This window comes from Nakamurella panacisegetis (genome assembly GCF_900104535.1).
In the GTDB taxonomy this organism is placed as follows: Bacteria; Actinomycetota; Actinomycetes; order Mycobacteriales; family Nakamurellaceae; genus Nakamurella; species Nakamurella panacisegetis.
The window spans coordinates 4,137,540-4,162,613 of record NZ_LT629710.1; the positions used below are offsets into that span (position 1 = coordinate 4,137,540).

At 64.5% G+C, this 25,074-nt stretch carries 28 protein-coding genes and 2 pseudogenes; 16 read left to right on the top strand and 14 right to left on the bottom strand.

What is annotated here, in order from left to right; translation table 11 throughout:
* Positions 1-13 precede the first annotated feature (13 nt).
* A complete protein-coding gene (locus BLS97_RS18590; protein WP_157695291.1) occupies positions 14-370 on the bottom strand; it encodes an SCO4402 family protein in 357 nt (118 codons plus the stop codon).
* 342 nt (positions 371-712) lie between these two features.
* Complete coding sequence (locus BLS97_RS18595) at positions 713-1,135, bottom strand: single-stranded DNA-binding protein (protein ID WP_090478875.1); 423 nt, start codon at positions 1,133-1,135, stop codon at positions 713-715.
* A gap of 347 nt (positions 1,136-1,482) precedes the next feature.
* Here BLS97_RS18595 and BLS97_RS18600 point away from each other — a divergent pair, with 347 nt between their 5' ends.
* Together BLS97_RS18600 and BLS97_RS23025 are read left to right on the top strand one after the other, a co-directional pair.
* The gene (locus tag BLS97_RS18600; protein ID WP_157695522.1) at positions 1,483-1,725 is read left to right on the top strand and encodes a hypothetical protein; all 243 of its coding nucleotides are present in this window, start codon (positions 1,483-1,485) and stop codon (positions 1,723-1,725) included.
* A 488-nt stretch (positions 1,726-2,213) separates the two neighbouring features.
* Positions 2,214-3,194: a chymotrypsin family serine protease gene (locus BLS97_RS23025; RefSeq protein WP_157695523.1), complete on the top strand. Its 981-nt coding sequence runs from the start codon at positions 2,214-2,216 to the stop codon at positions 3,192-3,194.
* 295 nt (positions 3,195-3,489) lie between these two features.
* Here BLS97_RS23025 and BLS97_RS18610 read toward each other — a convergent pair whose 3' ends face one another.
* The 5 genes from BLS97_RS18610 to BLS97_RS18630 all read right to left on the bottom strand — a co-directional run bounded on the left by BLS97_RS18610 (position 3,490) and on the right by BLS97_RS18630 (position 5,828).
* Positions 3,490-3,846: an excisionase family DNA-binding protein gene (locus tag BLS97_RS18610; RefSeq protein WP_090478884.1), complete on the bottom strand. Its 357-nt coding sequence runs from the start codon at positions 3,844-3,846 to the stop codon at positions 3,490-3,492.
* A 39-nt stretch (positions 3,847-3,885) separates the two neighbouring features.
* A complete protein-coding gene (locus tag BLS97_RS18615; RefSeq protein ID WP_090478887.1) occupies positions 3,886-4,380 on the bottom strand; it encodes a helix-turn-helix domain-containing protein in 495 nt (164 codons plus the stop codon).
* Positions 4,380-4,604, bottom strand: a complete 225-nt coding sequence (locus tag BLS97_RS18620) for a hypothetical protein (RefSeq protein ID WP_090478890.1) — start codon at positions 4,602-4,604, stop codon at positions 4,380-4,382. The genes BLS97_RS18615 and BLS97_RS18620 overlap by 1 nt, the downstream gene beginning before the upstream one ends.
* Before the next feature lie 157 nt (positions 4,605-4,761).
* Entirely contained in the window at positions 4,762-5,466 is a 705-nt protein-coding gene (locus tag BLS97_RS18625) for a hypothetical protein (RefSeq protein WP_157695524.1), read from the bottom strand.
* Positions 5,467-5,576: 110 nt separating this feature from the next.
* Complete coding sequence (locus BLS97_RS18630) at positions 5,577-5,828, bottom strand: helix-turn-helix domain-containing protein (RefSeq protein WP_231988187.1); 252 nt, start codon at positions 5,826-5,828, stop codon at positions 5,577-5,579.
* A gap of 87 nt (positions 5,829-5,915) precedes the next feature.
* Here BLS97_RS18630 and BLS97_RS23280 point away from each other — a divergent pair, with 87 nt between their 5' ends.
* Both BLS97_RS23280 and istB read left to right on the top strand, forming a co-directional pair.
* A complete protein-coding gene (locus BLS97_RS23280) occupies positions 5,916-6,068 on the top strand; it encodes a hypothetical protein (protein ID WP_172832183.1) in 153 nt (50 codons plus the stop codon).
* Positions 6,069-6,651: 583 nt separating this feature from the next.
* Positions 6,652-7,278, top strand: coding sequence for an IS21-like element helper ATPase IstB (gene istB, locus BLS97_RS18635; RefSeq protein ID WP_197676264.1), 627 nt, complete (start codon positions 6,652-6,654; stop codon positions 7,276-7,278).
* Positions 7,279-7,293: 15 nt separating this feature from the next.
* Here the strand turns inward: istB and BLS97_RS18640 are convergent, their stop codons facing one another.
* The 3 genes from BLS97_RS18640 to BLS97_RS18650 all read right to left on the bottom strand — a co-directional run bounded on the left by BLS97_RS18640 (position 7,294) and on the right by BLS97_RS18650 (position 8,768).
* Complete coding sequence (locus BLS97_RS18640) at positions 7,294-7,650, bottom strand: SCO4402 family protein (protein ID WP_157695291.1); 357 nt, start codon at positions 7,648-7,650, stop codon at positions 7,294-7,296.
* A gap of 306 nt (positions 7,651-7,956) precedes the next feature.
* The gene (locus BLS97_RS18645; protein ID WP_157695525.1) at positions 7,957-8,301 is read right to left on the bottom strand and encodes a hypothetical protein; all 345 of its coding nucleotides are present in this window, start codon (positions 8,299-8,301) and stop codon (positions 7,957-7,959) included.
* Positions 8,302-8,327: 26 nt separating this feature from the next.
* Positions 8,328-8,768 (bottom strand): hypothetical protein, encoded by a 441-nt coding sequence (locus BLS97_RS18650; protein WP_157695526.1) that lies wholly within the window; start codon positions 8,766-8,768, stop codon positions 8,328-8,330.
* A 390-nt stretch (positions 8,769-9,158) separates the two neighbouring features.
* Here BLS97_RS18650 and BLS97_RS18655 point away from each other — a divergent pair.
* From BLS97_RS18655 to BLS97_RS23030, 5 genes and pseudogenes are all read left to right on the top strand, one after another.
* A pseudogene (locus BLS97_RS18655) lies at positions 9,159-9,617 on the top strand (transposase); the annotation flags it as partial.
* Between the two features lie 50 nt (positions 9,618-9,667).
* The gene (locus tag BLS97_RS18660; RefSeq protein WP_090476049.1) at positions 9,668-10,837 is read left to right on the top strand and encodes an IS30 family transposase; all 1,170 of its coding nucleotides are present in this window, start codon (positions 9,668-9,670) and stop codon (positions 10,835-10,837) included.
* A 24-nt stretch (positions 10,838-10,861) separates the two neighbouring features.
* A pseudogene (locus BLS97_RS18665) lies at positions 10,862-11,617 on the top strand (IS256 family transposase); the annotation flags it as partial.
* 285 nt (positions 11,618-11,902) lie between these two features.
* Positions 11,903-12,427 (top strand): SigE family RNA polymerase sigma factor, encoded by a 525-nt coding sequence (locus tag BLS97_RS18670; RefSeq protein WP_197676265.1) that lies wholly within the window; start codon positions 11,903-11,905, stop codon positions 12,425-12,427.
* Positions 12,417-13,178 carry a hypothetical protein gene (locus BLS97_RS23030; RefSeq protein WP_157695527.1) on the top strand — a complete coding sequence of 254 codons (762 nt, stop codon included), beginning with the start codon at positions 12,417-12,419 and terminating at the stop codon, positions 13,176-13,178. Before BLS97_RS18670 ends, BLS97_RS23030 begins: the two co-directional genes overlap by 11 nt.
* A 199-nt stretch (positions 13,179-13,377) precedes the next feature.
* On the opposite strand, the gene BLS97_RS18680 is transcribed toward BLS97_RS23030, so the two are convergent.
* Positions 13,378-14,001 carry an SMI1/KNR4 family protein gene (locus tag BLS97_RS18680; RefSeq protein WP_157695528.1) on the bottom strand — a complete coding sequence of 208 codons (624 nt, stop codon included), beginning with the start codon at positions 13,999-14,001 and terminating at the stop codon, positions 13,378-13,380.
* 1,114 nt (positions 14,002-15,115) lie between these two features.
* Positions 15,116-15,760, bottom strand: coding sequence for a type 1 glutamine amidotransferase domain-containing protein (locus tag BLS97_RS18685; RefSeq protein WP_231988188.1), 645 nt, complete (start codon positions 15,758-15,760; stop codon positions 15,116-15,118).
* A gap of 221 nt (positions 15,761-15,981) precedes the next feature.
* Here BLS97_RS18685 and BLS97_RS18690 point away from each other — a divergent pair, with 221 nt between their 5' ends.
* From BLS97_RS18690 to BLS97_RS18720, 6 genes are all read left to right on the top strand, one after another.
* A complete protein-coding gene (locus BLS97_RS18690; RefSeq protein ID WP_090478918.1) occupies positions 15,982-16,905 on the top strand; it encodes an AraC family transcriptional regulator in 924 nt (307 codons plus the stop codon).
* A gap of 663 nt (positions 16,906-17,568) precedes the next feature.
* A complete protein-coding gene (locus BLS97_RS18695) occupies positions 17,569-18,309 on the top strand; it encodes a hypothetical protein (protein WP_197676266.1) in 741 nt (246 codons plus the stop codon).
* A gap of 580 nt (positions 18,310-18,889) precedes the next feature.
* Positions 18,890-19,780 carry a helix-turn-helix transcriptional regulator gene (locus BLS97_RS18705; RefSeq protein WP_090478921.1) on the top strand — a complete coding sequence of 297 codons (891 nt, stop codon included), beginning with the start codon at positions 18,890-18,892 and terminating at the stop codon, positions 19,778-19,780.
* Positions 19,781-19,861: 81 nt separating this feature from the next.
* Positions 19,862-20,848: an aldo/keto reductase gene (locus tag BLS97_RS18710; RefSeq protein ID WP_090478925.1), complete on the top strand. Its 987-nt coding sequence runs from the start codon at positions 19,862-19,864 to the stop codon at positions 20,846-20,848.
* A 92-nt stretch (positions 20,849-20,940) separates the two neighbouring features.
* Positions 20,941-21,234 carry a carboxymuconolactone decarboxylase family protein gene (locus BLS97_RS18715; protein WP_090482628.1) on the top strand — a complete coding sequence of 98 codons (294 nt, stop codon included), beginning with the start codon at positions 20,941-20,943 and terminating at the stop codon, positions 21,232-21,234.
* 158 nt (positions 21,235-21,392) lie between these two features.
* Complete coding sequence (locus BLS97_RS18720; RefSeq protein WP_231988190.1) at positions 21,393-22,235, top strand: aminoglycoside N(3)-acetyltransferase; 843 nt, start codon at positions 21,393-21,395, stop codon at positions 22,233-22,235.
* Positions 22,236-22,607: 372 nt separating this feature from the next.
* Here the strand turns inward: BLS97_RS18720 and BLS97_RS18725 are convergent, their stop codons facing one another.
* Both BLS97_RS18725 and BLS97_RS18730 read right to left on the bottom strand, forming a co-directional pair.
* A complete protein-coding gene (locus BLS97_RS18725) occupies positions 22,608-23,645 on the bottom strand; it encodes a hypothetical protein (protein ID WP_157695529.1) in 1,038 nt (345 codons plus the stop codon).
* Between the two features lie 366 nt (positions 23,646-24,011).
* The gene (locus BLS97_RS18730) at positions 24,012-24,587 is read right to left on the bottom strand and encodes a TetR/AcrR family transcriptional regulator (protein ID WP_090478936.1); all 576 of its coding nucleotides are present in this window, start codon (positions 24,585-24,587) and stop codon (positions 24,012-24,014) included.
* Positions 24,588-24,645: 58 nt separating this feature from the next.
* Here BLS97_RS18730 and BLS97_RS18735 point away from each other — a divergent pair, with 58 nt between their 5' ends.
* Entirely contained in the window at positions 24,646-25,008 is a 363-nt protein-coding gene (locus BLS97_RS18735; protein WP_090478939.1) for a DUF4267 domain-containing protein, read from the top strand.
* Positions 25,009-25,074 lie beyond the last annotated feature (66 nt).

Here is a 25,074-nt window from a genome sequence, read left to right on the forward strand (position 1 = left end):
GAGCCAACAAACCTCAAACTGGCCGGGCCATCAGATCGCGACTCGCCACCGCCAATGAGGCGACATCGTCCCACCGAGGGTGATCAAGACAGTCCCGATCCGGGCTGCCGACAGGAACGTCCCCAAGAACGACCAATACAGCCTCGACAACGAGGCTGATAGAAGCCGCCTCGGTCTGATCCCGCAGAATCAAGCCAATCTCCTCTTCTGGCGGATGGTGATCCCACCAAGTGTCATCAATGAGCCAATGAACGGCATTTGTTAGATCGGGCCAGTCCGAGACGTTGGCGTGGTTGATCGTTGCTAGCCGGTCAAGAGCCGCGATCACGTCGAGTCGACGCCCCGTCCAGGCCACCTCCTGTTCCGGCATGTCCGACCGTCCCTCCATCAACCCATCCGGAAACCGATGGGTCCCCTGCGTCCACCCCAAGCATCAAGCAGTGCGCTCCAGCCGGTCCAACCGGGGCCAGAATTCGTGGCGACGGGTGGGGCCACAAGTCTTGACGAAACGCATGACCCTGCAGCTGCCGCAGCCGGCCCAGGCGACCGCCACTGCCCCGGCCTCAACTGCCCCGCGGTACAACAGCTCCATCCGCAACGCGCTGCACACAGGCCAGCAACGTGACCAACTCGGCATCTGCACACCGGCCCTGGACTGGAACGGCGACCAGGCAATCGACTGCAGCCAGCCGCACGCCTTGGAATACCTGGCCTACGGCGACAGCGGTATTCGGTCAGCCGGGGCCCCCTGCCCGGTGCCGCCCGGGCCGCGGTTGGCGCGGTTGATCTTGGCGGTCGCGTAGCGCAGCGACGGGCCGATCTCGTCGACCTCCAGCTCGACGACGGTGCGCTTCTCGCCTTCCTTCGTCTGGAATGACCGCTGCTTGAGCCGGCCAGTCACGATGACCCGGGATCCTCGGGTCACGGATTCGGCGACGTTCTCGGCCTGCTGGCGCCACAGGTTGCACCGCAGGAACAAGGCCTCCCCGTCGACCCACTCGTTCTTCACGCGGTCGAACGTCCGCGCAGTGGAGGCGACGGTGAAGTTGCAGACCGCGGCACCGGACGCGACGAACCGCAACTCCGGGTCGCCTGTCAGGTTCCCGACGACGGTGATAACTGTGTCCCCAGCCATTTGAATCTCCCCAGGAAAGTGATTGCCCGACAGCGAATATGCGTGCCGGAAGCTCGTAACAGAATAGCACGCTAGCGCGCCTTTGTATAGGGTTACAATCGCACGCTACGGTGCAATTGTCTCAGCAATCACGTTGCTTACTTGGAAAGGTGAGACACCATGAGCAGCGACACTCCCACGGGACGGGGACCCGGCGTCGTCGAGCAACAGATCGACCAGGTCGCCCCGGCCAACGGCTGGGTCCTCCAGGATTGGAACGTGTTGAGTTCGCGTCCCGGTGAGGCCGCCCCCAGGCCGCGGCGGCGGCCGTTTCCCCCGAATGAGAACGGCACGTTAGCGTGCTGTTCATGCCCCCGCGGATCCGGAAACTGAGCACGCGGGAAGCCGCTGCCCTGGCCCAGATGCCGGTCACCACGTTCCGGTCGGCGATGCGGCACTACCGGCAAAGCACCGGGCAGGACCTGCGGCTGCCGGAAACCGAATGGCCAGATAGCCGCACCCCGATGTACGACGAGAAGGCCGTGCGCAAGTGGCTCGCGTCGCGGCCGGGACGCGGCCGGTGGGGCAAACGACCGCCAGCACAAACCTGATCTGAAAGGTGGCAGGGCCTCGTTCATGATCCGCAGCCAAAAAACACCGGCTTGCGGGTCTGCCGCTGCGCGGATTCGCACACAACGCATCTGCATACCCGCCAGCGTTGGCAGTTATGGCTAAAACGCTAACTCAAATCAGAGCCTCGGTGGCCCTTGACGCAAAGTGTTGCCGGGACTACTCTCCGAGAGTATGTGAGCTTTCCCACGACCGCAGGAGGACGTGAATGGCAAAGTATTGGGCTAAATCGCGCCGACAAATGGTTACTGCTTCTTGTTTGTTGGTCGTCAGTGCAATGATCGCACTGCCCCACAATGCAAGCGCGTCGACTGCCGGACCGTCGCCCACACCAGGCCCCCCCATACCGTCCGAGAAGATACCGAATCCCGAGACAAGTAAGGCAAGTTCGTACGATCCCGCAAATTTTGCTGCGTTAACGGCAGCAGACCGACTCACTACCCAGTGGGCTACCGACCACCCGGGTCTCATGAGTCAGACGGTCGTCAATGATGACGGTTCTCTGACCGTGCAAATAAGTGGGCCTGTCACATCCAGCCTGCTCGCCAGCGCCGCAGCGCTGGTAGGACCCGTTGCTGTCCACCTTGAGACAGTTGCGCACTCGGTTGCGGATTTGCAAAAGGTGCAGGACCAAATCAGCTTGGACCAAGCGTACTGGAGGAGTCAGGGGGCCTCTATGGTTCAGTACGGCCCCGACTCTTCCACGAACAAGATCTCCATTGTACTCAACAAGTACGACTCCGCTATCGCTGCCGAAATAATCGCAAGGTACGGCTCGGATGTTGTTTCGGTCAGTACCGAAAGCATGGCATACCCATCGCGCAGAGCCACTCGTGGGTCAGACTTTCCGCCGTGGTCAGGCGGCGACCTTCTCATCAACATCTCGGTGATATGCTCAGGAGCGTTCATGTTCCGGGACGCCAACGGGGCGGACTTCATGTTAACTGCCGGTCACTGCGGCTCCAACGGTGATCTCTTTCAAAACAATACTCGGGTAGTTGGCCATGGCTCCAACTCGAACTTCCAAGACCATGGTGGATATGACTCATTGCTGATTCCAACGGGCGGGGTAGCCTTGGTTTGGGGCGGAAATTCGAATGGTACATCGCGTTACGTTTCAGGCTATAACACAAGTGATTCTATTGGCGGTAAAATCTGCGTCGATGGCGCAGTAACAGGCGAGGTGTGTAACACACTCATTCAGGCGAACGGTAAATGTATTACATTTAGCGATGGTGTCGAAACATGCCAGCTGTCCATCTGCCATAATGCGAGCGCAGTAACCGCGGTTGACGGCGATAGTGGTGGGCCTGTCGAAACCCTGGATTCCAACGGCAACTCCCTCGCACGCGGCGAGATAATTGGATCAACCGCAGATAAGCATACGACGTACTACACACCGGTGCGTTACATCATGAGTCTGTACCACATCACGCCCCTGGTCATCTAACGTTGACTGCAGACGACCATCTGACGCATGTCGCTTCTACTCCAGTTCGGTACGGGGCTGCTCCCCGGCTCAGTCGGGGCCCTCGCCGCCGACGAAGCTCGGGTTGTACTCGAAGGTCACCGCTGCGTCCGGCCGTCGCTGCCCCCTGCGGTGCGGCCGAACTTCGACGGTGCATCCGGTGGCCTCCGGAACGAAGGTCAGGACCGCCGTTACGATCGCGTCCTGGGGTCGCCAGGACCCACGGATCCTCGGTGTATGTGCTCATGACGGCGACCCCTGAGCGGAGCAGTCCACGTCAGCGCGGCAGCCGCCCGCTGTTCTGCGAGGCCAGCTGCTTAAAGACCGCGGCGCGGGGGATCACGTAGGTCCGGCCGACCATGGATCCGGGCAGCTTGCCCTCGTCGATCAGCTGTTGCACCCGGGTGCGGGTCACGCCCAGCAGCTCGGCCGCGCCGGAGACCGACACCAGGTCGGGAATCGGATCGATTCCGTTGCGGGTGTCGAACTCGTCGGTGGTCATCACCTCGAGGGAGATGACCGGGACGTCGCCGGCCTGCTCGAGCAACGGCAGCGCCGTGGTGATCGCCTGCCGCAACGTGTCCGCCGGCAGCGTGATGATCACCTCGACCCGGCCGCGGTCACTGCGGCTCACCGACGGGCCGCCATGGTCATCGCCCCCGCCCCGGTGGTCTCAGTGGGCCAGGCGCGCGGTCGGTGCCGGGCCGGTGCGGTCCCGGTATTCAATGGCCCAGTCCTTTGCGATCCACCATTCCGACCCGATCTTGCGGCCCCGCAACGCCCCGGCGTTGAGTTGCCGGATGATCCACGACCGATCTTTGCCGATCAGTTCGGCCGCCTCCCGCACCCCGAGCATCGGCTGGCCGTGCTCGTCGACCGGTTTGCCGACCGGAACCTGCGGTGCAGCGTCCAGTTCAGCCAGCGCAACCGCCAACGGGTCGGAGTCGTCCAGGATCTCGGCGACCCCGGCGACCCGGACGGCGACCTCCGACGGATCGGCGGTGCGCTGACTCCAGCCCAGCACCTCCACTCCGACCACATCACCGGCCGCCGACAGCAGCAGCCGCACACCCCGGCCCGGGACGTCCACCACCTGGCTGGCACCCTTGGCGCGCTCGCCCCACACCATCGACGCGGCGTCGGCGACCAGATCAATTGTCACGTTCATCAATGCCTCCAGGTGGTGATGAAAATCAGGGTCTCACTGGAGCTGCGACCGACCACGGTCACCCGCGATCCATCGGGCACCGTCGCCGTACGCACCACAGCGCCCGGATGGTCCTGAGACTCACGTTCCAGCTCCGGACGCATCCACGCAAGCGCGATCTCCGACTCGGTGATCTCGTCGGCGGCCTGCTCCTGCTGAAAGTGAGTGGTCCGGACGATCTTCACTTCAAAACCATAGCACAGGTGGTGCCACATAGGGTGTGTGTTGGGGTTTGAAGTGCGGCGCGACCGGCAGAGCTAGGAGCGGAGCGATGGTGCCCGGTGGACCCCAGCCTGTGGGGACGACCTGCCCGGCCATTCCGCGCCACCGGTCAAGTGAGGACTACTGTCGGTTCCACGTTGCGACGAGGGTGGAGACGCCTGCGATCACAGACATGGCACCGGCTCTGTCCCAATGGATTTCGGAGGCATTTTCATCGCCGTGCGCTGCCGGGCTTGCCAAGTTGAACAGCGCATGACGCAGCATGGTGCTGCGCTGGGCAAGGGTGCGTTCATCGGCCTTCGTGGTGCTCACGATGGCCTTCTCGCTCTCTCCAGGGCTGCCCAATGTTTCGATAGCTTTCCGGGCGCTGACAACGGCGTCGTCGTATTCGCCCGCCGTGAGTTTGCGCAGAGCCGTTCGGAGGTGGTCCCCCGCCTTGACCGCCGCGGAGTCCTGGCCCAGCGGTACGGGGACGACGATCGCCAGGGAGAAGCCGGAAGAAGTTTGCGCCAAAAGCCGCTCCCAGGTACCACCCTGGATCAACAGTTGCTGGTCATGGTTGCTGCTGCTCGGCCACAGCGGGGGCCCATCGGTCCGCGGGTACCCCAGCGTCACGTGGAACTGAACGTGGAAGGTCAGGTCAGCACCGGCCCGGCGGTCTTCAAGGACCGCGAGCTGCTCGTCGGAGATCGGCAGCGTCAGGCGCTCCTCGAAGGGTTGATCATGGTTGACGATCGGCTGATCGACTTGAGCGAAACCGAGCCAGTCACCGGACCCGCCGAGCGACACCTGTGCGCCGATGAACAGCGGAATCCCTACCGGCAACGTTCCGCGGGAGACCGGCCTCCCGCCAAGGCAGGAGCCGCTGAGATGTCTGGCACTGGGACCAGGTGACCCGGATCGCCGGCCCTCCGGTGCGGAAGACACCACCGCGGTCAGGTGGCATCCGACGGCAGTTCACTGGATAGCTCGGCCAGCGAAGCCGCAGCGCGGCGGTAGGCCTCGGCGATGTATTCCACGAGCTTGACCCGTTCCACCCGCCACTGACCGCGGCCACCGATCTGGATGCCGACCAGCTCCCCGGTCCGGACCAGCGCATAGACCTGGGACACCGACACGCTGAGTTCGTCGCCCACCTCGGCCAGGGTGAGGCGGCGTCCGCCGGGCGACTCGGGGGTGTTGTCCACGACAGGCAACCTGCCCACGGAGCCAGATCCGACGCGGGTGGAGCGCCAACGCGTCCTGCTGGGCGCACGCCCGGCTACGTTGGCGAGGTGATCCCTGCGACCGTTGCCGGCGACCTGCGGCTGGGCCATATCCTGGCCGCGACCGGCATTGACCTGGGCGACATCGTTATCCTGCGTCACACCGTTAACCTGGATCCACCGACCGGGGGCTGGCGGTGGTCCTTCGCGGGGGCAAGTTGATCTTGGTTTTGCGGGGCGTGGTTGACCTGCCGGTGTGAACCGCACTGGCTCCGGTGGAGACTCTTGACCTTGGGGACGAGGATGGAGTCATGGGATCTGAGGTTTCACCGGGCAAGCCGACCACCCGTCGGTATTCGCCTGCGGAGAAGGAGCAGGCGGTCCGGCTGGTCCGGCAGTTGCGCTAGGCCTTGCTGTGCTGGCCGCCGGTGGCGACAGACAGATCGTATCCGCGCGACGGGGAGGCTAATTGGGTTTGTGACGGGAAGCTTTCCGGCCCTCTACCTGTCGGTTACGCTGCGCCTGTGATTCCGTACGCTGCGCCACCGGTCGGTCCGCGACGCGGCCTGTCAGATACCGCTCGGCGTCGTTGGATGCGCGGCGGCCCTATCGTGGTCAGCGTGGTGGCGGCGATTCTGCTCGTCGCTGTCGCGACTGGTCAGGTGAACCTCTCGGTTCTCGACGCGGTCCTGGCTGCGCTGTGCTGGTGTCCAATCTATCTGCTCTTCTACGCAATCATCGCCGGCATTGCTCGGGCAGTCGATTCGGATGCACGTCGCGCGTCCCGTGGCGTTCCGCCGCCAGGGTGGCCATATCTGCAGCCGAGGTCGATGACCGGTCCGAACGGCGCCGGACCCGCCGGATCAACGACGCCCACTTCCCCCGGCTGAAGCGCCTCGCCGACTTCAAGGTCGAGCAGGTCCCCGGCCTGCAACCGGCGCAGCTGGCCACCTTGGCCAAAGGTGGTTACCTGGCCGCCGGTGAACCGGTGGTACTGCTCGGGGACTCCGGGACCGGCAAGTCGCACCTACTCATCGGTCTCGGGTTGGCGGCCTGCGAACAAGGCCGCAGGGTCCGCTACGTCACCACCGCCCAACTGGTCAACGAACTGGTCGAAGCGGCCGACGAACGAGTTCTGTCAAGGGTTGTCGGCCGCTACGGCCGTCTGGATCTTCTCCTTCTCGATGAGGTCGGATACGTCAAAATCGACCCCAGAGGGGCCGAGTTGCTGTTCCAGGTGATCACCGAACGGGAGGAACGGGCCTCCATCGGATTGGCAACAAATTTGCCGTTCAGCGAATGGGGATCGGTGTTCACCGACGCCCGCCTCGTCGCGGCCATCGTCGACCGCGTCACCTTCAACGCCCACATCATCGAAACCGGCAGCCAGTCATACCGTCTCGGCAGCAAGACCAAGCCGCAACCGACATAGCGGAGCCAACAAACCTCAAACTGGCCGGGCCATCAGATCGCGACTCGCCACCGCCAATGAGGCGACATCGTCCCACCGAGGGTGATCAAGACAGTCCCGATCCGGGCTGCCGACAGGAACGTCCCCAAGAACGACCAATACAGCCTCGACAACGAGGCTGATAGAAGCCGCCTCGGTCTGATCCCGCAGAATCAAGCCAATCTCCTCTTCTGGCGGATGGTGATCCCACCAAGTGTCATCAATGAGCCAATGAACGGCATTTGTTAGATCGGGCCAGTCCGAGACGTTGGCGTGGTTGATCGTTGCTAGCCGGTCAAGAGCCGCGATCACGTCGAGTCGACGCCCCGTCCAGGCCACCTCCTGTTCCGGCATGTCCGACCGTCCCTCCATCAACCCATCCGGAAACCGATGGGTCCCCTGCGTCCACCCCAAGCATCAAGCAGTGCGCTCCAGCCTGTCCAGCCGGGGCCAGAATTCGTGGCGACGGGTGGGGCCACAAGTCTTGACGAAACGCAGACGGATATGCCCGCGCCCAGCCACTGCGACCAGGCGTGCTCTTCCGTCATCTGACCCGTCCGCCCGCAGAATATGCAGCGCTTTGGTGCCTTGATCATGCCGACCATCATGGCGCCCGGGTACGATAGAGACCTCGGTCGGCGTCTTGCCGTGCCGTGGATCTCAGGCGCCTTCTTCGTACACAGCGGTCCAGGGTGAGCAGATGGTGCTCCACTCGCCATTCTCCTGCATCTGGAAGGTCAGCGATGTCCAGCCGTCGCTGCCCTCCGGGGCGGGAGCGGCGAAACGGAGGCAACGGGGACGGGTTTCGTTGGGTTCGTGCCCGATTTCTGGGACGGGCCCGTCGTAAATTTCCCGCCACCCGCTGCTCACGTCGACTCGTTCGAGTACCTGGGTGGTGTCTCGCCCATCCAGAGGCACCCGGCCGGCGACCGCGGTCGCCAGGTCGGTGCCGGCCAAGTCGATGGTCGCCTGGTCGATCGGTGTCCAGTCCAGGTACATGGTCATCGATAAAGGTTAACGGAGGTTGATCTCTAGTAGTGGCAGGTCGTGGCGCTGCAGTTGGCGTCCTTGGTTTTGCCGCCGTCCCACATGCGGTCGCCGTTGTAGGGCGGCACGTAGATCACGACACCCATACCGACGCCGACGGTGAGTACCGTGCCCTTGTAGTTCTTTCCGTTGCCCTGGGTCCACGATCCATTCGTTCCGACCTGCCCAGGGCCGGAGGTCAGATAGGCGAAGCCGGTGCCGTTGACGTTGCTCTTGTTCGTGGATTTGAACGAGTACTCGACGGCACGCGGGCCAGGGTGGGTCGCGATGGTGCCGATGGTGGCAACGTGGCCGGCGATCTCGACGTCGAGAATGCCGACCACTGTGTCCCGGTCGGCCTCATCGCGCTGATCGATATGGTCGTTGGCCGGGCTCAACCACGACGGCTTCGACGACGCCCGGGCGAGTCCCGCGCGAGAACACATTCGCGAACTTCTGGTCCACCACGGCCTACTCCCCCGCCGCCATCCCGACCTCGCTCACTTCGAACGATGGCTGCAGCACCGCCTCGATTCAATCGATGATCCCACCGTCCGGCGGCCCCTCGAACAGTTCGCGAAATGGCACCACCTGCGACGGATATCGACGAATGGCCCGCAGGCGGCACGACCACCCGGCACGCGATTCGCACCTTCATCGTCTGGAGCAGTGAACAGAAACTCAACTCCGCACTGTCGGTTGGGTTCCGCCGGGCACGGTCGGGACTGTCGGTTTAACGGTGGATCTGGGTTTGGTCTGACCGAGAGGTAGCAGATCATGACTGACACCATTGACGCTGTGACGGCTGATGAGGTGGTGGACCAGCAGCAGCTGGCCGAACGCTCCTTGTCCAGGCCAGGGCGCAGGGCATCGACCTGGTGGGCCCGGGTGGGCTGTTGAACCAGATCACCAAACGGGTGTTGGAGACCGCCTTGGAGGCGGAGATGTCCGAGCACCTGGGCTATGACAAGCACGACTATGCCGGCCGGGAGGGCGGCAATTCCCGCAACGGCGTGCGAACCAAGACGGTGTTGACGGAGATCGGTCCGGTGCAGATCGACGTCCCGCGGGACACCGACGCCTCGTTTGATCCGCAGATCGTGCGGAAGCGGCAGCGCCGGCTGACCGGGGTCGATCAGATCGTCTTGTCGTTGACGGCAAGGGGTTTGACGACCGGTGAGATCTCTGCCCACTTCGCCGAGGTCTATGGGGCGTCGATCTCGCGGGACACGATTTCCAAGATCACCGACAAGGTGGTGGAGGAGATGAACGAGTGGTTTAACCGGCCGTTGGACCGCGGGCGGTTTCTAGCGAACGTCGTGAATCCTGACGAGCGGAGTACGACATGCCTAGATTCGCTGCCAACAAGATGCCGGCTGCGGTCAAACGACGATATTTTGAGCTGATCCGAACTGGCCTGTCCGGGGCTGCGGCGTCGGAGATGGTCGGCGTGTCCTTGAGCTGCGGATCGCTGTGGTTCATCGACGCTGGCAGCGTGAGCTATGTCGATACGCCGATCAGCAACCGCTACCTCAATCAGGACGACCGGATCGAGATCGCCGACGGGCTGGCCCGGGGAGAGCCGGTGAAGTCGATCGCTGCCCGCATCGGTCGCAGCTTCCAGACCGTTTATCGGGAGATCGCCAGGAACAGCAAGGCCGACGGCAGATATCAGCCGTGGTTCGCCCACAACCAAGCCCACGAGCGACGTCGGCGACCCAAGCCGCACCGATTCGCCGCGGACGACCAACTTCGCGCAGTGGTCGCCGGCAAGCTCAAGACCCGATGGTCGCCGGGACAGATCAGTCGATGGCTGCGGCGCCGCTACCGCAATCGACCCGATTGGCACGTCTGCGCCGAGACCATCTACGCGGGCGTCTACCGCGGGCTGATCTGCGCCGCGACCCCTAGCAACCTGCGTACGGCCCGTATCTACCGCCACCGCAGAGGTAGGGGCCGAACCCGTGAAGGCGCGATGAAGCAGTTGACCAAGATGAAGTCGATCTCAAGCCGGCCGGCCGTGGTCGAGCGTCGCGGTCAGGTCGGTCACTGGGAAGGTGACCTCATCATCGGTGCGGGACAACGGTCTGCGATCGCAACACTGGTCGAACGCAAGACCAGACACACCGTCCTGGTCCCACTGCCCGACGGACATTCGGCCCAATCCGTCGGTGACGCACTGATCGCTGTGTTCGCCGGCATGCCACCAGCGCTGCGTCGCACACTGACCTGGGACCAGGGCAACGAGATGTTTCACCACGACCGGATCGAACGGGCCACCAAGATCAAAATCTACTTCGCGGATCCACACTCACCCTGGCAGCGAGGCAGCAACGAAAACACCAACGGCCTCTTGAGACAGTACTTTCCGAAGGGCACCGACCTCTCGCTCATCACCGCCGCCCACCTCGCTCAGGTAACAGCGGAAATGAACTCGCGACCACGCCTGTGCCTGGCGGATCGCACACCAGCACAGCTCATGCGACGATGGGACCGCCGACTGGCAACTCAATGATTCGCAACGTTCGCTAGAAACCGCCAGGTCTACGCAGCCGTGTTCATCGACGCGATCGTGGTGAAGGTCCGCGACGGGCAGGTCCGGAACAAACCGATGTACGTGGTCATCGGGGTCACCACCGGCGGTGAACGGGACATCCTGGGCATCTGGGCCGGCGACGGCGGTGAGGGCGCGAAGTTTTGGCTCGGGGTGCTCACCGAGGTGAAGAACCGCGGCGTCGCCGATGTCTGCATCGCAGTGTGCGACGGGTTGAAAGGCCTGCCCGAGGCGATCAACACGGTGTGGGCGCTGGCCACCGTGCAGCAGTGCATCATCCACCTGATCCGCAACACCTTCCGATATGCGTCGAAGAAGTATTGGGGGGCAATCGCTTCCGACCTCAAACCGGTCTACACCGCGGCGTCAGAACCGGAGGTGACGCTGCGGCGGGACGAGTTCTGCGAGAAGTGGGGAACGCCGTACCCGGCGATCGCCAAGCTGTGGCAGTCGGCATGGTCGGAGTTCGTGCCGTTCCTGGACTACGACGTGGAGATCAGACGGATCTTCTGTTCCACCAACGCCATTGAATCGTTGAACGCCCGCTATCGCCGGTCGATGCGAGCCCGCGGACACTTCCCCAACGAGCAGGCCGCGCTGAAATGTCTGTACCTGGCGACCAGATCACTGGACCCCACCGGCAAGGGCAGAGCACGATGGACGATGAGGTGGAAGCCGGCGCTCAACGCCTTCGCGATCACCTTCGAAGGACGCATCACCCCGAGCAGCAACCAACCATGACCCAGATCCAGATCCACCGTTTATCGGACACACCCCGCCTCGGTCGACTCGTCCCCAACCACGAGGTGACGGGTCTACCTGCAGTCGGCGAGGTAGGCGTCCTCTCCCCGACTACACCTCTTTGGGGACGGTGCGGCGTCTCAGAGCACCAGTAGGAGTCCGAACGGTCAGCCCGTCGGCACCTGCGGATCGGCACGGCGGGCGCCTGGTCAACGTTGCCAGGCAACCTTTCATGGCAGCTGCCGCGTTCATCAGGTAGAGGTGACTATTGATGGGAACACAGACGTGACCGCTGAGGGCTTCGAGGAGTATGCGCGGGCGCACCGGCCAGGGCTGGTGCGCGCTGCCTATTTGCTGACCGGTGATGCTGAGCTGGCTGAGGACTTGGTGCAGGCGACGTTGCTGCGGGTGTGGCAGCGGTGGGCTCGGGTCAGCACGGTGTCGAACGTCGATGGCTACGTCTATCAGGTGATGTTTACCCGGTTTGTCAGCTGGCGCCGCCGGTTGTGGTCCGGGGAGCATCCCCATGCTGATGTCCCCGAGGGCGAACACGAGTCACCGGACGTGGCATCGCGGCTGTCGTTGGAGGCGGCGATTCGGTTGCTGCCTCCACGGCAGCGAGCGGTGTTGATCTTGCGCTACTACCTGGATCTCACCGAGACGGACGCCGCGGAAGCGATGGGCTGTTCGGTGGGCACGGTGAAGAGTCAGAGCAGCCGAGCTCTGGCCAAGCTGCGGGCGACCGCGTCGGTAGTGCGTGAACAGCCCGATCCGATTCAGACCGAGGGTGGTGTTGTTCGTGGCGTTTGATGTGAAAGGTAGTCGAGAGTCCAGTAACTCCGAGTTGGAAACGGCTGTCCGTGCGGCTTTGTCTCGGATGGCGGCCAACGCCCCTGCCGGTGCGGTGGTCCCTGAGGCGTCGTCGGATTCCGTGACCTCTGTAAGTCCTGTGCGATGGTTCGTGCCAGTGGCGGCGGTCGCGGCGGCGGTGGCGACGATCGTCGTTGCGGCGTTGTTGCTCGCGCGACCCAGCGCCCCTGATGTTGCTGCTCCGACCTTGCCCTCGTGCGCAGGTCAGGTCGACGCGTGGCCGCAGGGTGCTGCGCGTGCCGGAGCGGACAAGGTGATGGTGCCTGACACACCCACTTCAGCCGTTGTGTGCCAATACGGGACACGCGGCACCCCCTACGATGCAGCGGCCACGACCGGCGGGTTGAAGCTCCACCAGTCCGGGACGTTGACCGGACGTGATCTGGCCGCAACGGTCGCTGGACTGAACGGGCTCCGCGTCGGTGCCCGTCACTGCTTCATCTCGCCGCGTGTTGTGGTGATAGTCGTGTTCGTCTACCCCTCAGGTCCATCCGTGACCGTCAAGATCAACGATTCCGCGTGCCCAATCGCCACCAACGGCCGATACACCGCCTCGGGTGAGATGCCGACGCTCGCCGGCTACGGCCTGACGACCACGACGACACTCACCACCCCATCAACCGCGGGTATGTCCAACGGTGCGCCGTCGTCGGTTCCTCCAACGTCACCGACATTGGACCCGACATCCTGAGCTGGTGGCACGACCCGACCGGCTTGTCGATCGACAGGACCCACGACATGGACTAGACCGTCTTCACCGGCACTACCTGGAGCGCCCCAAGTCAACTCACCACCGCCCCCGGCGGCCTCCTATCGATCTCGTGCACCACAGCTCTCACATGCACCACCGTCGATGGACAAGGTCGCATCATCACCACTTCGTTGACGGCTTAAGTACCTTCAGGCATGGCGAACTCCCAGTCGAGCGCCTGCTCCTCGACGACTGGCCGATAGATGCAGGCCACTTTCCCGGTGACGAGGGCGAGCCTGGTCGACTCAAGAAAGAGGTCGACCGATGACCACTCCGGCGGAAAGTAGGGCACGTCATCTTTCGACCATATGCCCACGCACCCCGTGCTCTCGCCGCGCCGATTGTCTACAAAGAGATAGTTGCCATCCAGTTGATCAACGATCGGGATGAACGAAGGCAGAAAGTAAAGGCCTGGCGTGGCCGCCGCGGCACCGGCACTTTCGTCATATTCGTCTGGGTACTCCTGGCGCAATGTTTCGCCGATACCCGTCATAAGCGACCAGTTTTCACCAATTTCATGAACACCTAGAGATTCGCCTCCCGGAAGGACCCAGCCAAAGTGCCGATTCTGCGGTCCGGCCACATCAGCACCATTATGCACAAGTAGGAACGCCCGCAGTTGGCTCGGCAAAGTCTGCTGAAGAAGACTCTCCAACGCATCGACATCCGCATTGGTGGCACCAGGACGGAGTCCATCGAACGTGGCGCGTGCATGCACAGCGAGCCAAGATTCAATGCCTAGCCACGGTTCGTTCGGGTGCAACGTCGGTACCTCGCTCGGTCGACAGATTCAATCTTCGTTCACGCGCGGACGGCTGCATCCTACGCGCGGCGGGCCTATTGCGTCAGCATGGTAGGCGCGCACTCAGTGGCCAAGCGACCAACCGCCGTCAGCAGGATGCGCAGACGCCAGGCGCGCCTGCGAAGCGTTGAGTCAAGCCGAAGAACTCCAGGGTTCGTTTGGTTAGGGCTTGACGCAGTAGAGAGAGATCCATCGTGGACAGGGCGATGTAGTTCCAGTTGGCGCCATCTACGGCAGCTTGCCGGTCTCCGCGCATCGCGCTGCGCGGACGCAAGTTCGCGCTTCGGAGCGCCAGGGCCCGCGGCCGGCAGCGGCGGGAAACGGACCCTTGCCCATCTCAGATGGCCAGGGATATTATCCACGGCCGTAATTGCTTCCTGCTGAACGATTCATGGGCGAGGGTGGGAGCCGGACTACCCAACTGCCGTTCTACGTCAGCGCTTTCTCTTCGGTGGCTCTGGCTGTTGAAACTCATCAAACCGACGGCACAGTAGTGCTTTGTTTTCGACGGTCCTCGCCGCGGTCGGCAACGGTTCGGTCCGCCGTCCTGCCCCTGGCGAGCCGGTGTGGCTCGAAGGTCTGCCGCCAGCCGGCGTTCGCCACCCCGCCTGCCCGTCGCCCCACTGGCCGGATCATCCCAAACACGGCGCGACCTTGACGCGACGGGCCCCACAGCAGAGCGTACGGACCTGTCACGGTCAGCACAGGGCTATCCGGGCCGGGCTCGACCGGTAGAAACCAGCGTTGGTCGTCCTCGGCGTGGCCGACCAGCCGGAGTTGTTCGCCGAGAACGCCTGGGCGGCCCCCGGTTCGGAGGCTATCCGCGTCTGCGGGTCCGAGTCCCTTTTGAGTGCGCCGGGAGTTGCTTGTCGCCAACGCTCCGCCGATCTTGATGGGGATGGACAAGCGCCTCGGCCCGATCACCTCAGTCGGCCGCTGCCGCCCACAGCAAATCGACAGACGCCCAGTCCGATGACACTGCAGCCGAGCATCTACATTCGACGAGCACGCCTGCTGACCCGCAGCACTCTGAGTGTTGCGGGTCAGCTGTCCGGCCTGCGGTGATCCGACCGGATTAACCGAGCAATTCGATGAGGGTCCGGGCGACCGCCTCGCCGGATGCCGGGTTCTGGCCGGTGATCAGGTTGCCGTCCACTTCGATGTGCGACTGCCAGGCGACGCCCCCGGTCACGGTCGCTCCGCCGGCCCGCAGTCGGCTCTCGAGCAGCCATGGGGCATTGGCGTCCAGGCCAGTCTGCTGTTCCTCTTGGTCGGTGAATGCAGTCATCCGCCGGCCGGTGAACAACCAACTCGTGTCGTCGCCTGCGGCGAGGAAACTCGCTGGGCCATGACAGAGCGAGGCGACGATCTTTGTCGGGTCGGGGAGCATCGCGATCAGGATGCGACCGATATCGGGGTCGACGGCGAGGTCCTGCATCGGACCGTGTCCGCCGGGAATGAGAACTCCGTCGAAGGCGGCCGGGTCGATGTCTTCCAGGCGCTCCGGGGCATCGAGCACGTGCTGCACCGAACGTAGGTAGTCCGCGAACTGATCCGCCTTCGCCGCGTCACCGTTGTTCCCGGCAGCCGAGAGGCTCACCTGATCCGCTGCCGGGACTCGGCCGCCCGGAGTGGCGACGGTGACGTCAACGCCGGCCTCGGAGAGCAGCTGATGCGGAACGGCGAACTCCTCGGCCCAGAACCCCGTGGGACGCTGCACTCCGTTCCTCTGGCTCCAGACGCGCGCTCCCGAGAGAACTATCAATACTCGTGACATAGGTCGATTTCCTCGCTGTTCGTGCGCCGGGACCCTGACTGGCTCCCTGACCGCAATATCGAGCGTACGAACTGCAGGTGAGCAGCGGAATGACTCAGCGGATCGATCTCATGCCCATTCGTCTCAACAAGTGTCTATTCTGAGCATGTTGGTAGCATCGGAAGGTGACACCACTTGAAGATGTACTTGCAGTGGCCGGCGTGCGCGGATCCCTCACCGCGCCGATCGATGCGGGCGCTCGCTGGGGAGTACAGGTCGACGCCGTTTCCGAGGCGGCCTTCCACGCGGTCACCGAAGGGGTGGCCTACCTCACTGTGCCGGGCCACCCGACCGTGCGACTCATGCCAGGTGATGTCGTCCTCCTGCCCCGGGGCGCTGCTCATGGTTTCGCCAGCGACCCCGACGAACCGCTCGTTCCGTTCGACCGGATGGCGTACGCCCGGAGTCAGGAGCCGGGTGACGTCCTCCTGCTCGGTGACAGGCCAGCGCCGACTCGGGTGCTGTGCGCTTTTTACGCTCACGATCCAGCCAGCGGTGTGCCGTTGTTCGACCTGCTGCCGGAGATCATCTCGATACCGGCGGCAGCTGCCCAGGGATCGGTGGCATCCACCATTCGTCTGCTCAGCGACGAGACGTCAGAGCCACGCATGGCATCCCAGACGATCATCGACCGGCTCGTGGAAGTGCTGCTCATCCAGGTGCTTCGTTGCTGGCTGCTGGAGAACGATTTCACGGATGCGTCATGGCTCCGAGGTCTGGCCGACCCGGTTGTCGGTCTCGTCCTGTCAGCGCTGCACGATCGGCCCGAGCATCACTGGACCCTTCCCGAACTCGCCTCGATCGCGCACGTCTCCCGCGCCACGCTCAGCCGCCGCTTCACGGCCACGGTGGGAACCACGCCCTCGGCCTACCTGACGCGTTGGCGGATGGACCTCGCCGCACACCGGCTGCGCGAGACCGGCGGACGCGTGCACGAGATCGCTCGAGCAGTCGGGTACCAATCGGAGTTCGCGTTCTCGCGGTCGTTCGCGCGCGCGCACGGAATTCCCCCGCAGCGGTATCGCACGGAGTTCCGAGCACGACGCTGACCAGGGCGTAGGAGTCGTCGGCCCCGCGAGAGCGCCCGAAACCGGCTGGCCAGGCTACCGATGACCATCTTCAGCAACCGGTCGGCCGGGATCAGGTCGCCCCCCGGTCGCAAACCCTCCAGCGGCAGATGGGTAGAAGGGTCACATCGTGTCGGGTCGATCCCGCAAGGGATGAGGTTGAACGAGCGTTCGGAACCGGGCGGCCGCGAAAAGAGCAGGTGCTCGAGCGCGAAAACGGCGTGCAGGGGCGAATGCGTCGCAGATGACGAGGATCTCGAGTTTCGCGCGCGTGGTCATGAGTCGCCAGGTCGATTGAACCTCGGCCATCTCCGGTAGTGACCGCTCGGTCATTCCCGCACGGTACGCGCTGAGCCTGGCCGGCCTCGAACTCTGCAGCCCTCGACGGGCCCGTCGCCGCCAGGTCATATCGAGCCATTCGCAGCCCGGCCACCCGGCCACCCTGGGCGATAAGGAGCCGTCGATCGCCGGTAGACCACCGTCAGATCCTGTCGTCAGATGAGTCTCGACCAACATCCCCGGGCCGTCGACTAGGGCGTGCGGGCGGCGAACGGCCAGCGCTCCGGACTGCACCAGCTGGCCGACCTCGATGGCTAGAGCCGCCCACGCCCCGCGGGCCCGACCCCCAGGTGCGAAGCTGACCCCATGCCCGGTCAGAACAACAACGAGGAAGAGATACCGGTGTCGGCCCACCCCGGACACCGTTCCCGGCAGGATGGGCGCGGTGAGAACCGGCTGCCGCCGGCCCTGGCCGTCGTGCTCGCCGGTCTGCTCTACGCCCTCCTGCCCGGGCCACTGCTGCTCGGTCCGAGACTGCTGGTCCCGATCCTCGAACTGGCCCTGCTGGTGGCACTCATCGGCACCAACCCGTGGCGGCTGACACGCGAGACGCGGTGGTCGCGGCGCGCCTCGATCGGACTGGCCATCCTCATTGCGGTCGCCAACGTCACGGCTCTCGGGCTGTTGATCCACCAGCTGGTCAACAGCAGCGTCAAGTCCGGCAGCGGTCTGTTGCTGGCCGCGCTGCAGGTCTGGGTGACCAACGTGATCGCCTTCGGACTGCTCTACTGGGAGCTCGACCGCGGCGGTCCGGTGGCCCGAAGCCAGCTGCCGCGCAACCAGATCCCGTTGGCCGACGTACGTTTCTCGCACGACGAGGACCGGGACACCGTCGTCGAGGTGTCGCGTGGCTCCAGCAAGGTGGCCGACTGGATGCCGACCTTTGTCGACTACTTCTACCTGTCCGTGACCAATTCCAGCGCGTTCGGCCCGACTGACACTATGCCCCTGTCCAGCCGCTTCAAGATCTTGATGGGCATCCAGGCGACCGCCGCGCTGCTGACCTCCTTGTTGGTCATCGCTCGGGCCGTCGGCGCTCTGACTTGAACACGGGCCGGTGGCCTGTGCACCCATCGATCAGGAGTATCCCGGCCGCCCCGACACCGATGTCATCCCCGGGGCCGGTCACCCGGATCTGACCGCCGGATACGGTCGATGGCCGTCGGTGCTGGCTTGGTGCCTGGACCCGTCCACCCGGCTGACCGCCCGGATCCGACCGATCGAGATCACTAGGTTCCCGACAACTCAACTCGCTCCAATCCCCTGCTGCCCCTCGACTCATCGTGGGAACAAAAGTGCACCTACAGGGGTCGGAGGTCGGGCCGCCTCCCGCTACCGGGATGACTGGGACGGCATCAACACGGGCGGCGAATGCCCACCTGGCCACGCCATTGGTTCGGCAGCGTTGAGAGTTTGTGGCGACCGAACTTCCCGCCGTTCAACGGCGATCCAAGGGTGCTCTGCGAACTCGTCGACAACCCGGAGCGGATCCGGATCTTGGCCCAAGGTGAGCCCTACCGAGCTGTCCCGACTGGCCGGTTCGCCCGGATTGTCGTGAGGTGGTCTGCCGTGAGGGGTAACAGCAGAAGCTCCCACCCCTGCGGGCTGCGGGTTTAACGTCGAAGCCATGGACAACGGCAGCGAGGTGCATGGCTTCTTGGTCTCCCGCCGTGGGCGCATCACCCCGGCCGACGCCGGCCTGGTCGACGACCGCACCCTGCGCCGGGTTCCCGGACTACGTCGCCGCGAAGTCGCTGTGCTGGCCGGAGTTAGCGTCGAGTACTACACCCGTCTCGAGCGCGGCAACCTGCGCGGCGCTTCCGATTCAGTGCTGGACTCGATCGGACGTGCCCTGCAGCTGGACGAGGCCGAACGGGCACATCTGTTCGACCTGGCCCGCGCGCAAGGGGCGCCGCGCAAGCGGGCCAGGCACCGCCCGCAGCAGGTCCGCCCGGAGGTGCAGGCCACCCTCGACGCGTTCACCGGCGGCCCGGCATTCGTCCGCAACGGCCGCCTGGATGTGCTGGGCACCAACTTGTTGGGCCGTGCCGTGTACGAAGAGATGTTCCAGGACCGGATCGAGCCGCCGAACCTGGCCCGCTTCGCGTTCCTCGATGATCGCGCGCGCCGGTTCTACCCGGATTGGGACCGCGCAGCCGACGACACCGTCGCCATTCTGCGCTCGGAGGCGGGCCGGGAACCATACGACGAGGACCTGACCGCGCTCGTCGGTGTCCTGTCGACCCGATCGTCGGAGTTCCGGCAGCGGTGGGCCGCCCACAACGTCAAGCAGCACTACAGCGGCAAGAAGCATTTCCACCACCCCGACGTCGGGGATCTCTACCTGGCCTACCAGGCGCTTGACCTGTTCGCCGAGCAGGGACTGTCCCTGCTGGTCTACACCCCACAGCCGGGCACCGGCACCGACGAAGCACTACGCCTGCTGGCCAGCTGGTCCGCCACCCCGACGAACCTTTCCGCAGACACAAGTACGGCCGCGGCGGGCACGTCGCGATGACCACTCCGGCCACCCGGGCCATCACTTTGCGGCCGACTCCGTCGGCCGCCACCGCCGATTTGATTTGAAAGGAACGAGCAGATGCACACGCGCATATTGGGCCAGGGACTCGAGGTCTCGGCGATCGGCATGGGCTGCATGGGAATGTCGCAGAGTTACGGCCCCAATCCGGGCAGCCGGGAAGAGATGATCAGCGTGCTCCGCGGGTCCGTCGATCTGGGGGTCACGTTCTTCGACACCGCCGAGGTGTACGGCCCGTACGTCAACGAAGAGTTGGTCGGCGAAGCGCTGGCGCCGATCCGGGACCAGGTCGTCATCGCCACCAAATTCGGGTGGCAGATCGAGGACGGCAAGTCCATCGGGCTCAACAGCCGACCGGAGCAGATCTGCCGAGTCGCCGACGCCTCCCTGCAGCGTCTCGGCGTGGACGTCCTGGACCTGTTCTATCAACACCGGGTCGACCCGGCGGTGCCGATCGAGGACGTCGCCGGTGCCGTCGGTGAACTTGTCGCCGCCGGGAAGGTTCGTCACTTCGGACTGTCCGAGGCCTCTGCCGCGACGATCCGGCGAGCCCATACGGTGTACCCGGTGACCGCGGTGCAGAGCGAATACTCGCTGTGGACCCGCGATCCCGAGGCCGAGGTGCTGCCGACCCTGACCGAACTGGGCATCGGTTTTGTGCCGTTCAGTCCACTGGGGAAGGGTTTCCTGACCGGCACCGTCGATCACACCACGCAGTTCACCGCTGGCGATGTGCGCAGCACGATCCCGCGGTTTAGCACCGGCAACCGCACCACCAACCAGACTCTAATCGACCACGTCACCGAACTCGCCAGGTCGAAAGATGCCACCCCCGGTCAGGTCGCGCTGGCCTGGCTGTTGGCCCAGCACAGTTGGATCGTCCCGATCCCTGGCACCCGCCGCATCGAACGGGTCGCCGAGAACGCCGGCGCCACCGCGGTGGGGTTGTCGGCCGACGACGTGTCGGACCTGAACACCATGGTTGCCCGGGTCGGCGTCGCCGGTGACCGGTACAACGAGCAGCACATGGCCCTCGTCGAGCACTGACCCACGACGCCATCCATCACCACAGGACCCCAACCCTGAATGATCTTGAGGAGGTCAATGTGACGACCCCGCAGCCGTCCGGCGCGCAGAAGATGTTCGGCGACTTCGCGCCGGCCCTGGCCAACTACACCGACGACGTCCTGTTCGGCGACGTGTGGAAGGACCCGGCCCTGGCCCCACGTGACCGGAGCCTGGTCACCATCGCCGCCCTGGTCACCTCCGGCAACACCGACCCACTCGCCTACCACCTCGGCTACGCCGAGGACAACGGTGCCACCGAGGAGGAACTGATCGCCGCCATCACCCACCTGGCCTTCTACGCCGGCTGGCCAAAAGCCATGGCAGCCATGGCCGTGGCCAAGAAGGTATTCCGCGGCGACACCTGATCTGTTGAGCTTCCGACGCCTTCGCAAGCCAACCCCGGAGAAGAAGCCAGAGAGCTACAGATCGAATCGGGCGGGCCGGCGCGTGCGTGCAGCCGGTCTCTGTTAGCCGAAGCAGCGAGGAGCTCATCCCGTCGTCCGCACTCGCGCCGGTTGGCAAGGTGTCGGACTTTGGACAAGATGGAGTGATGTCATCCCAACCGGCACTGAGTAATGAAGACCTGGCCGGGTCCTGGCAAGAACTTGGCGTGCGCCCGGGAGACGTGCTGATGGTCCACGGCTCACTGTCGGCGTTCGGCCCAGTTCACCTCGGTGCTCAGGGCATCATCTCTAGTCTTCGCACCGCCGTCGGTCGGTCGGGCACGCTGGTGATGCCGGCGTTCACACCGCGGATCGCTGATCCATCACCGCAGACCAGCGGACTTTGTGCCCAGACCCAACACGGGCGTGACGCCGTCCCCGACTTCGACGCGACCGGCCCCAGCCAGATGGGCGCGATCTCCGAGGCACTGCGCAAGTCCGCGGACACGGTGCGCAGCACTCATCCGCAGGTGTCGGTGATCGCGCAGGGACCTGCGGCGGCAGAGATCGTTGCGAAACAAACCCTTGGCTACGCCGTCGGCCGCCAATCTCCGTTCGCTGCTGTTCGCAGATTGAACGGCCGCATTCTGCTGCTCGGGGTGGGCCACAACCGCAACACCTTCCTGCACCACGCTGAGAGCCTTTGCCCATTGCATCGACGAAAGCTGCGGCGGTTCCCGATGAGGGTCCAGGGGGAACGAGTCTGGATCGAGGCGCCCGACGTCGCCGATGACCTTGACACCCTCTTTCCGCGCGTCGGCCTGGAATTCGAGGAACTCGGAACAACGACGGTGGGCCAGATCGGCCGGGCGCATTGTCGGCTGTTGGATGCGGACAGCTTCGTCGACTTCGCCGTCGGTCGACTGGAGCACTACCTGCGGCTACTGCCGGTAGGCGCGCCGCCGCCGTCACCAGCCCGATGATCCTTTCCTGGCTTCCACCCGGTTGCGGAGGGCGAGACGGTCGTTGTGCGCCTTGGCGCGCCGTCAGGCCGCTGACCCACAGTTCTCTCGAAAATGCGAGCCGAACGGCCACAGAGCCGATCTTGGGAATCCTGGAACCGGTTCGGCACGGCTGTTCCTCGCAGTTTCACAACAACTTCGCGACAGGCCGCCTCCCTGTGCCGAATTCTGTCCGCTGATTTGATCACGACAAAAGAATGGACCATCCGAGGTCCACGCCGAGCAGCCCAGCCCGGAGCCACCGCGCGTCCTCCTACCGCCCGGGGGGCGGCACGGTGGTCCTGACGGATGTCTGGGGCTCAGCCGATGCGGCATCCCGCCTCAGACGAGGATTCAGGTGTTCGCCGGCGTTTGCACTTTCGGGCCGGCCGCTCGCTGCTCTCGGGCACGCGGGGTGCTCACCCGCCGGCCCGCAGGCTGCGACGAGCGGGCTTGCGTGACCGCATCCGGAACCCCGCTGGTCTGGCCACCCTGCCGGCTGATCTGCGGGACGTCTGCCCGCTTCACGACGGTGATCTTGGAGGCACCGCGCCCGGTCTCCTCGACCATCGGGGCCTGTACCCTCCGGGCCGCGCCGTTGTCCGGGCCCTTCCCTAACGGGCGGCCGGAAGTGTCCAGCAACTGCTTTTGCCCGGCGGCCTCCTGGTGCCCACGCAAGCGGGCCACGGTATCCACCCGCGCGTTTCCACTGGCAGCGATCCGCTGGCGGGACAGCTCCGCCAACCGTGCCAGGTCACGTTGCGGGTCCTTCGTGGCAGGAAGCTTGGCGCCGAACGCCTGCTGGTAGGGACCAAGGGTGATGTAGTCGTAGGTGATGTATCCGCCCGAGGCCAGAGCCCACGGGCCGGAGATCGCGCCGAGGAAGTCGACCTGGTACGGGTAGCCCGGTTGCCACCATCCGGGCAATGCGAAGTCACTCACGATGTTGCCGTTGGGTGCCTCGTAGTACAGGGAGTTCTCGCAGGGGTCGGCGACCTCCTGAATGATGATGATGCCTGTCCCATCACCGAAATCGTAGAGGGCCCAGGTATCCGCCTGCTGATCGGCAGCCATCTCCATCAGCTCGTGCGACAGCACACCGGAGACGGCGTACCCGTAGTCGTTGCACAGTCCGGCGAAAATGACCGCGTACGGTTGGAAGTTGTTGTCGATCCAGTGGTATCCGAGAGCCCCTTGCGGGTCACTTGCTCCCGGATAATCGACAATGATGATCGGCGCGCCCCACCCGTTGATGTCCAGGTAGCAGTCTATACCCCAATACCACCAGAACTCATTGGAGATCTGCGACTGCAGGTCCGGTACCACGGATTGCAGTTCAGCATCAGAAAAGACTGACGATGCATTGTAGAACGAGACATATCCACCACTCATAGCAAATCCAATCCTCGAACTATTCCAATTATGGGAAAGTTGATCGACTAGTGACGGACCAGATCATGTTCATGACCGGCGGTGAACGGGAGACAGTCATTTGTATCGTCATCGAGCAAACTCCTTTGAAAAGGCGTAGGACCTTCAGTATCTACCCTCGTACACTTCCGGGAGCGGTGAATACTCCGATGCTGCAAGAATTACTCGTACGAAGCCATCGGCGTCGGCGTTGGGGTGAAACTCCGTACGACGGACATCCCTCTGTCGCAGGAGTCCGGACCCGGTTTGATACGGCCACGACCGGCAAGGGAAGGCTCGGACGCGGGCTGCAGCGTGCCCTTGAGGACAGCGTCCGTGCGATCGCTGTTACGACGCGTCTTTTGGCGGCGCACCCGTCCGGTGATCGGTGCTGGGGTCGGTGAGCATGCGGTGCGTGAGGTCGAGCCGCGCCTGCGCCAACCTCTCCGGCAGGCGGCCGCCGGCCTGGAGGGTGGCCAGGCCGTGCAGCGCCGCCCAGGCAACCTCCGCCCGGGTGCCGTCGGCGTCGGGAAATGCCTCGCGGATGCCGGCGAAGGCACGTTGCAGGGGTTCAGGGGTGTCGTCGGCCGCGAACGCCAACCCGGAGGGCAGCGAGAACATCGCCTCGTAGACGCGCGGGTGCGCCGCCGCGAAGTCGAGGTAGGCGCGCATCCGTGACATGGGTGTGGCGTCGACTGCGTCGAGTGCGGCAGCGACGTCGCTGAAGCCGGTGAGCGCCACTGCGTCGACGAGCGCCTGCCTGCTGTCAAAGGCCGAGTAGAGGACCGGCTGGGTCACGCCGAGCTCGCCGGCCAGGCGCCGCATCGTGACCGCAGGCCAGCCGTCACGCTCGGCGACGTCGCGGGCGACCCGAATGACCTGGTCGCGCCTCGAGTTGAGATCCGGTGCGGGGCGAGGAGACATGTATGTAGACTACCATCGTTAGATAACGCCGTTAGACAACCTGGAAGGGCTCTTCATCATGCATGTTGCCGCACTCGTCATCGCCGTCATAGCCGCTGTCGCCATCATCGGTCTCGGCATCCGCTTCATCCTGTCGCCACGGAAGGCGACGATCGACTTCGGAGTGGCTCCGGGCAACGTTCGTGCCCTGACCGAGATCAAGGGCGTCCGGGACATCACGTCCGGGGTGGTGGTACTGGCCGTCTGGGCCGGCGCCGGTACGCATGCTCTCGGCTGGGCTCTGACCGCCGCTGCGCTCACCGCCCTCGGGGATGCGTTCATCGTCCGCACCAATGGCGGGAAGCTTGCGACGGCGCTGGGCGTGCACGGACTCACGGCGGCGGTACTCGTCGCGTCCGGCCTCGTTCTCGCGCTGGCGTAGACGCGCGGCTCGAGCGACCAAAGACCGGTGGCCATGGTGGCGCCGTGCCGGTCGAGATTCCGCTTC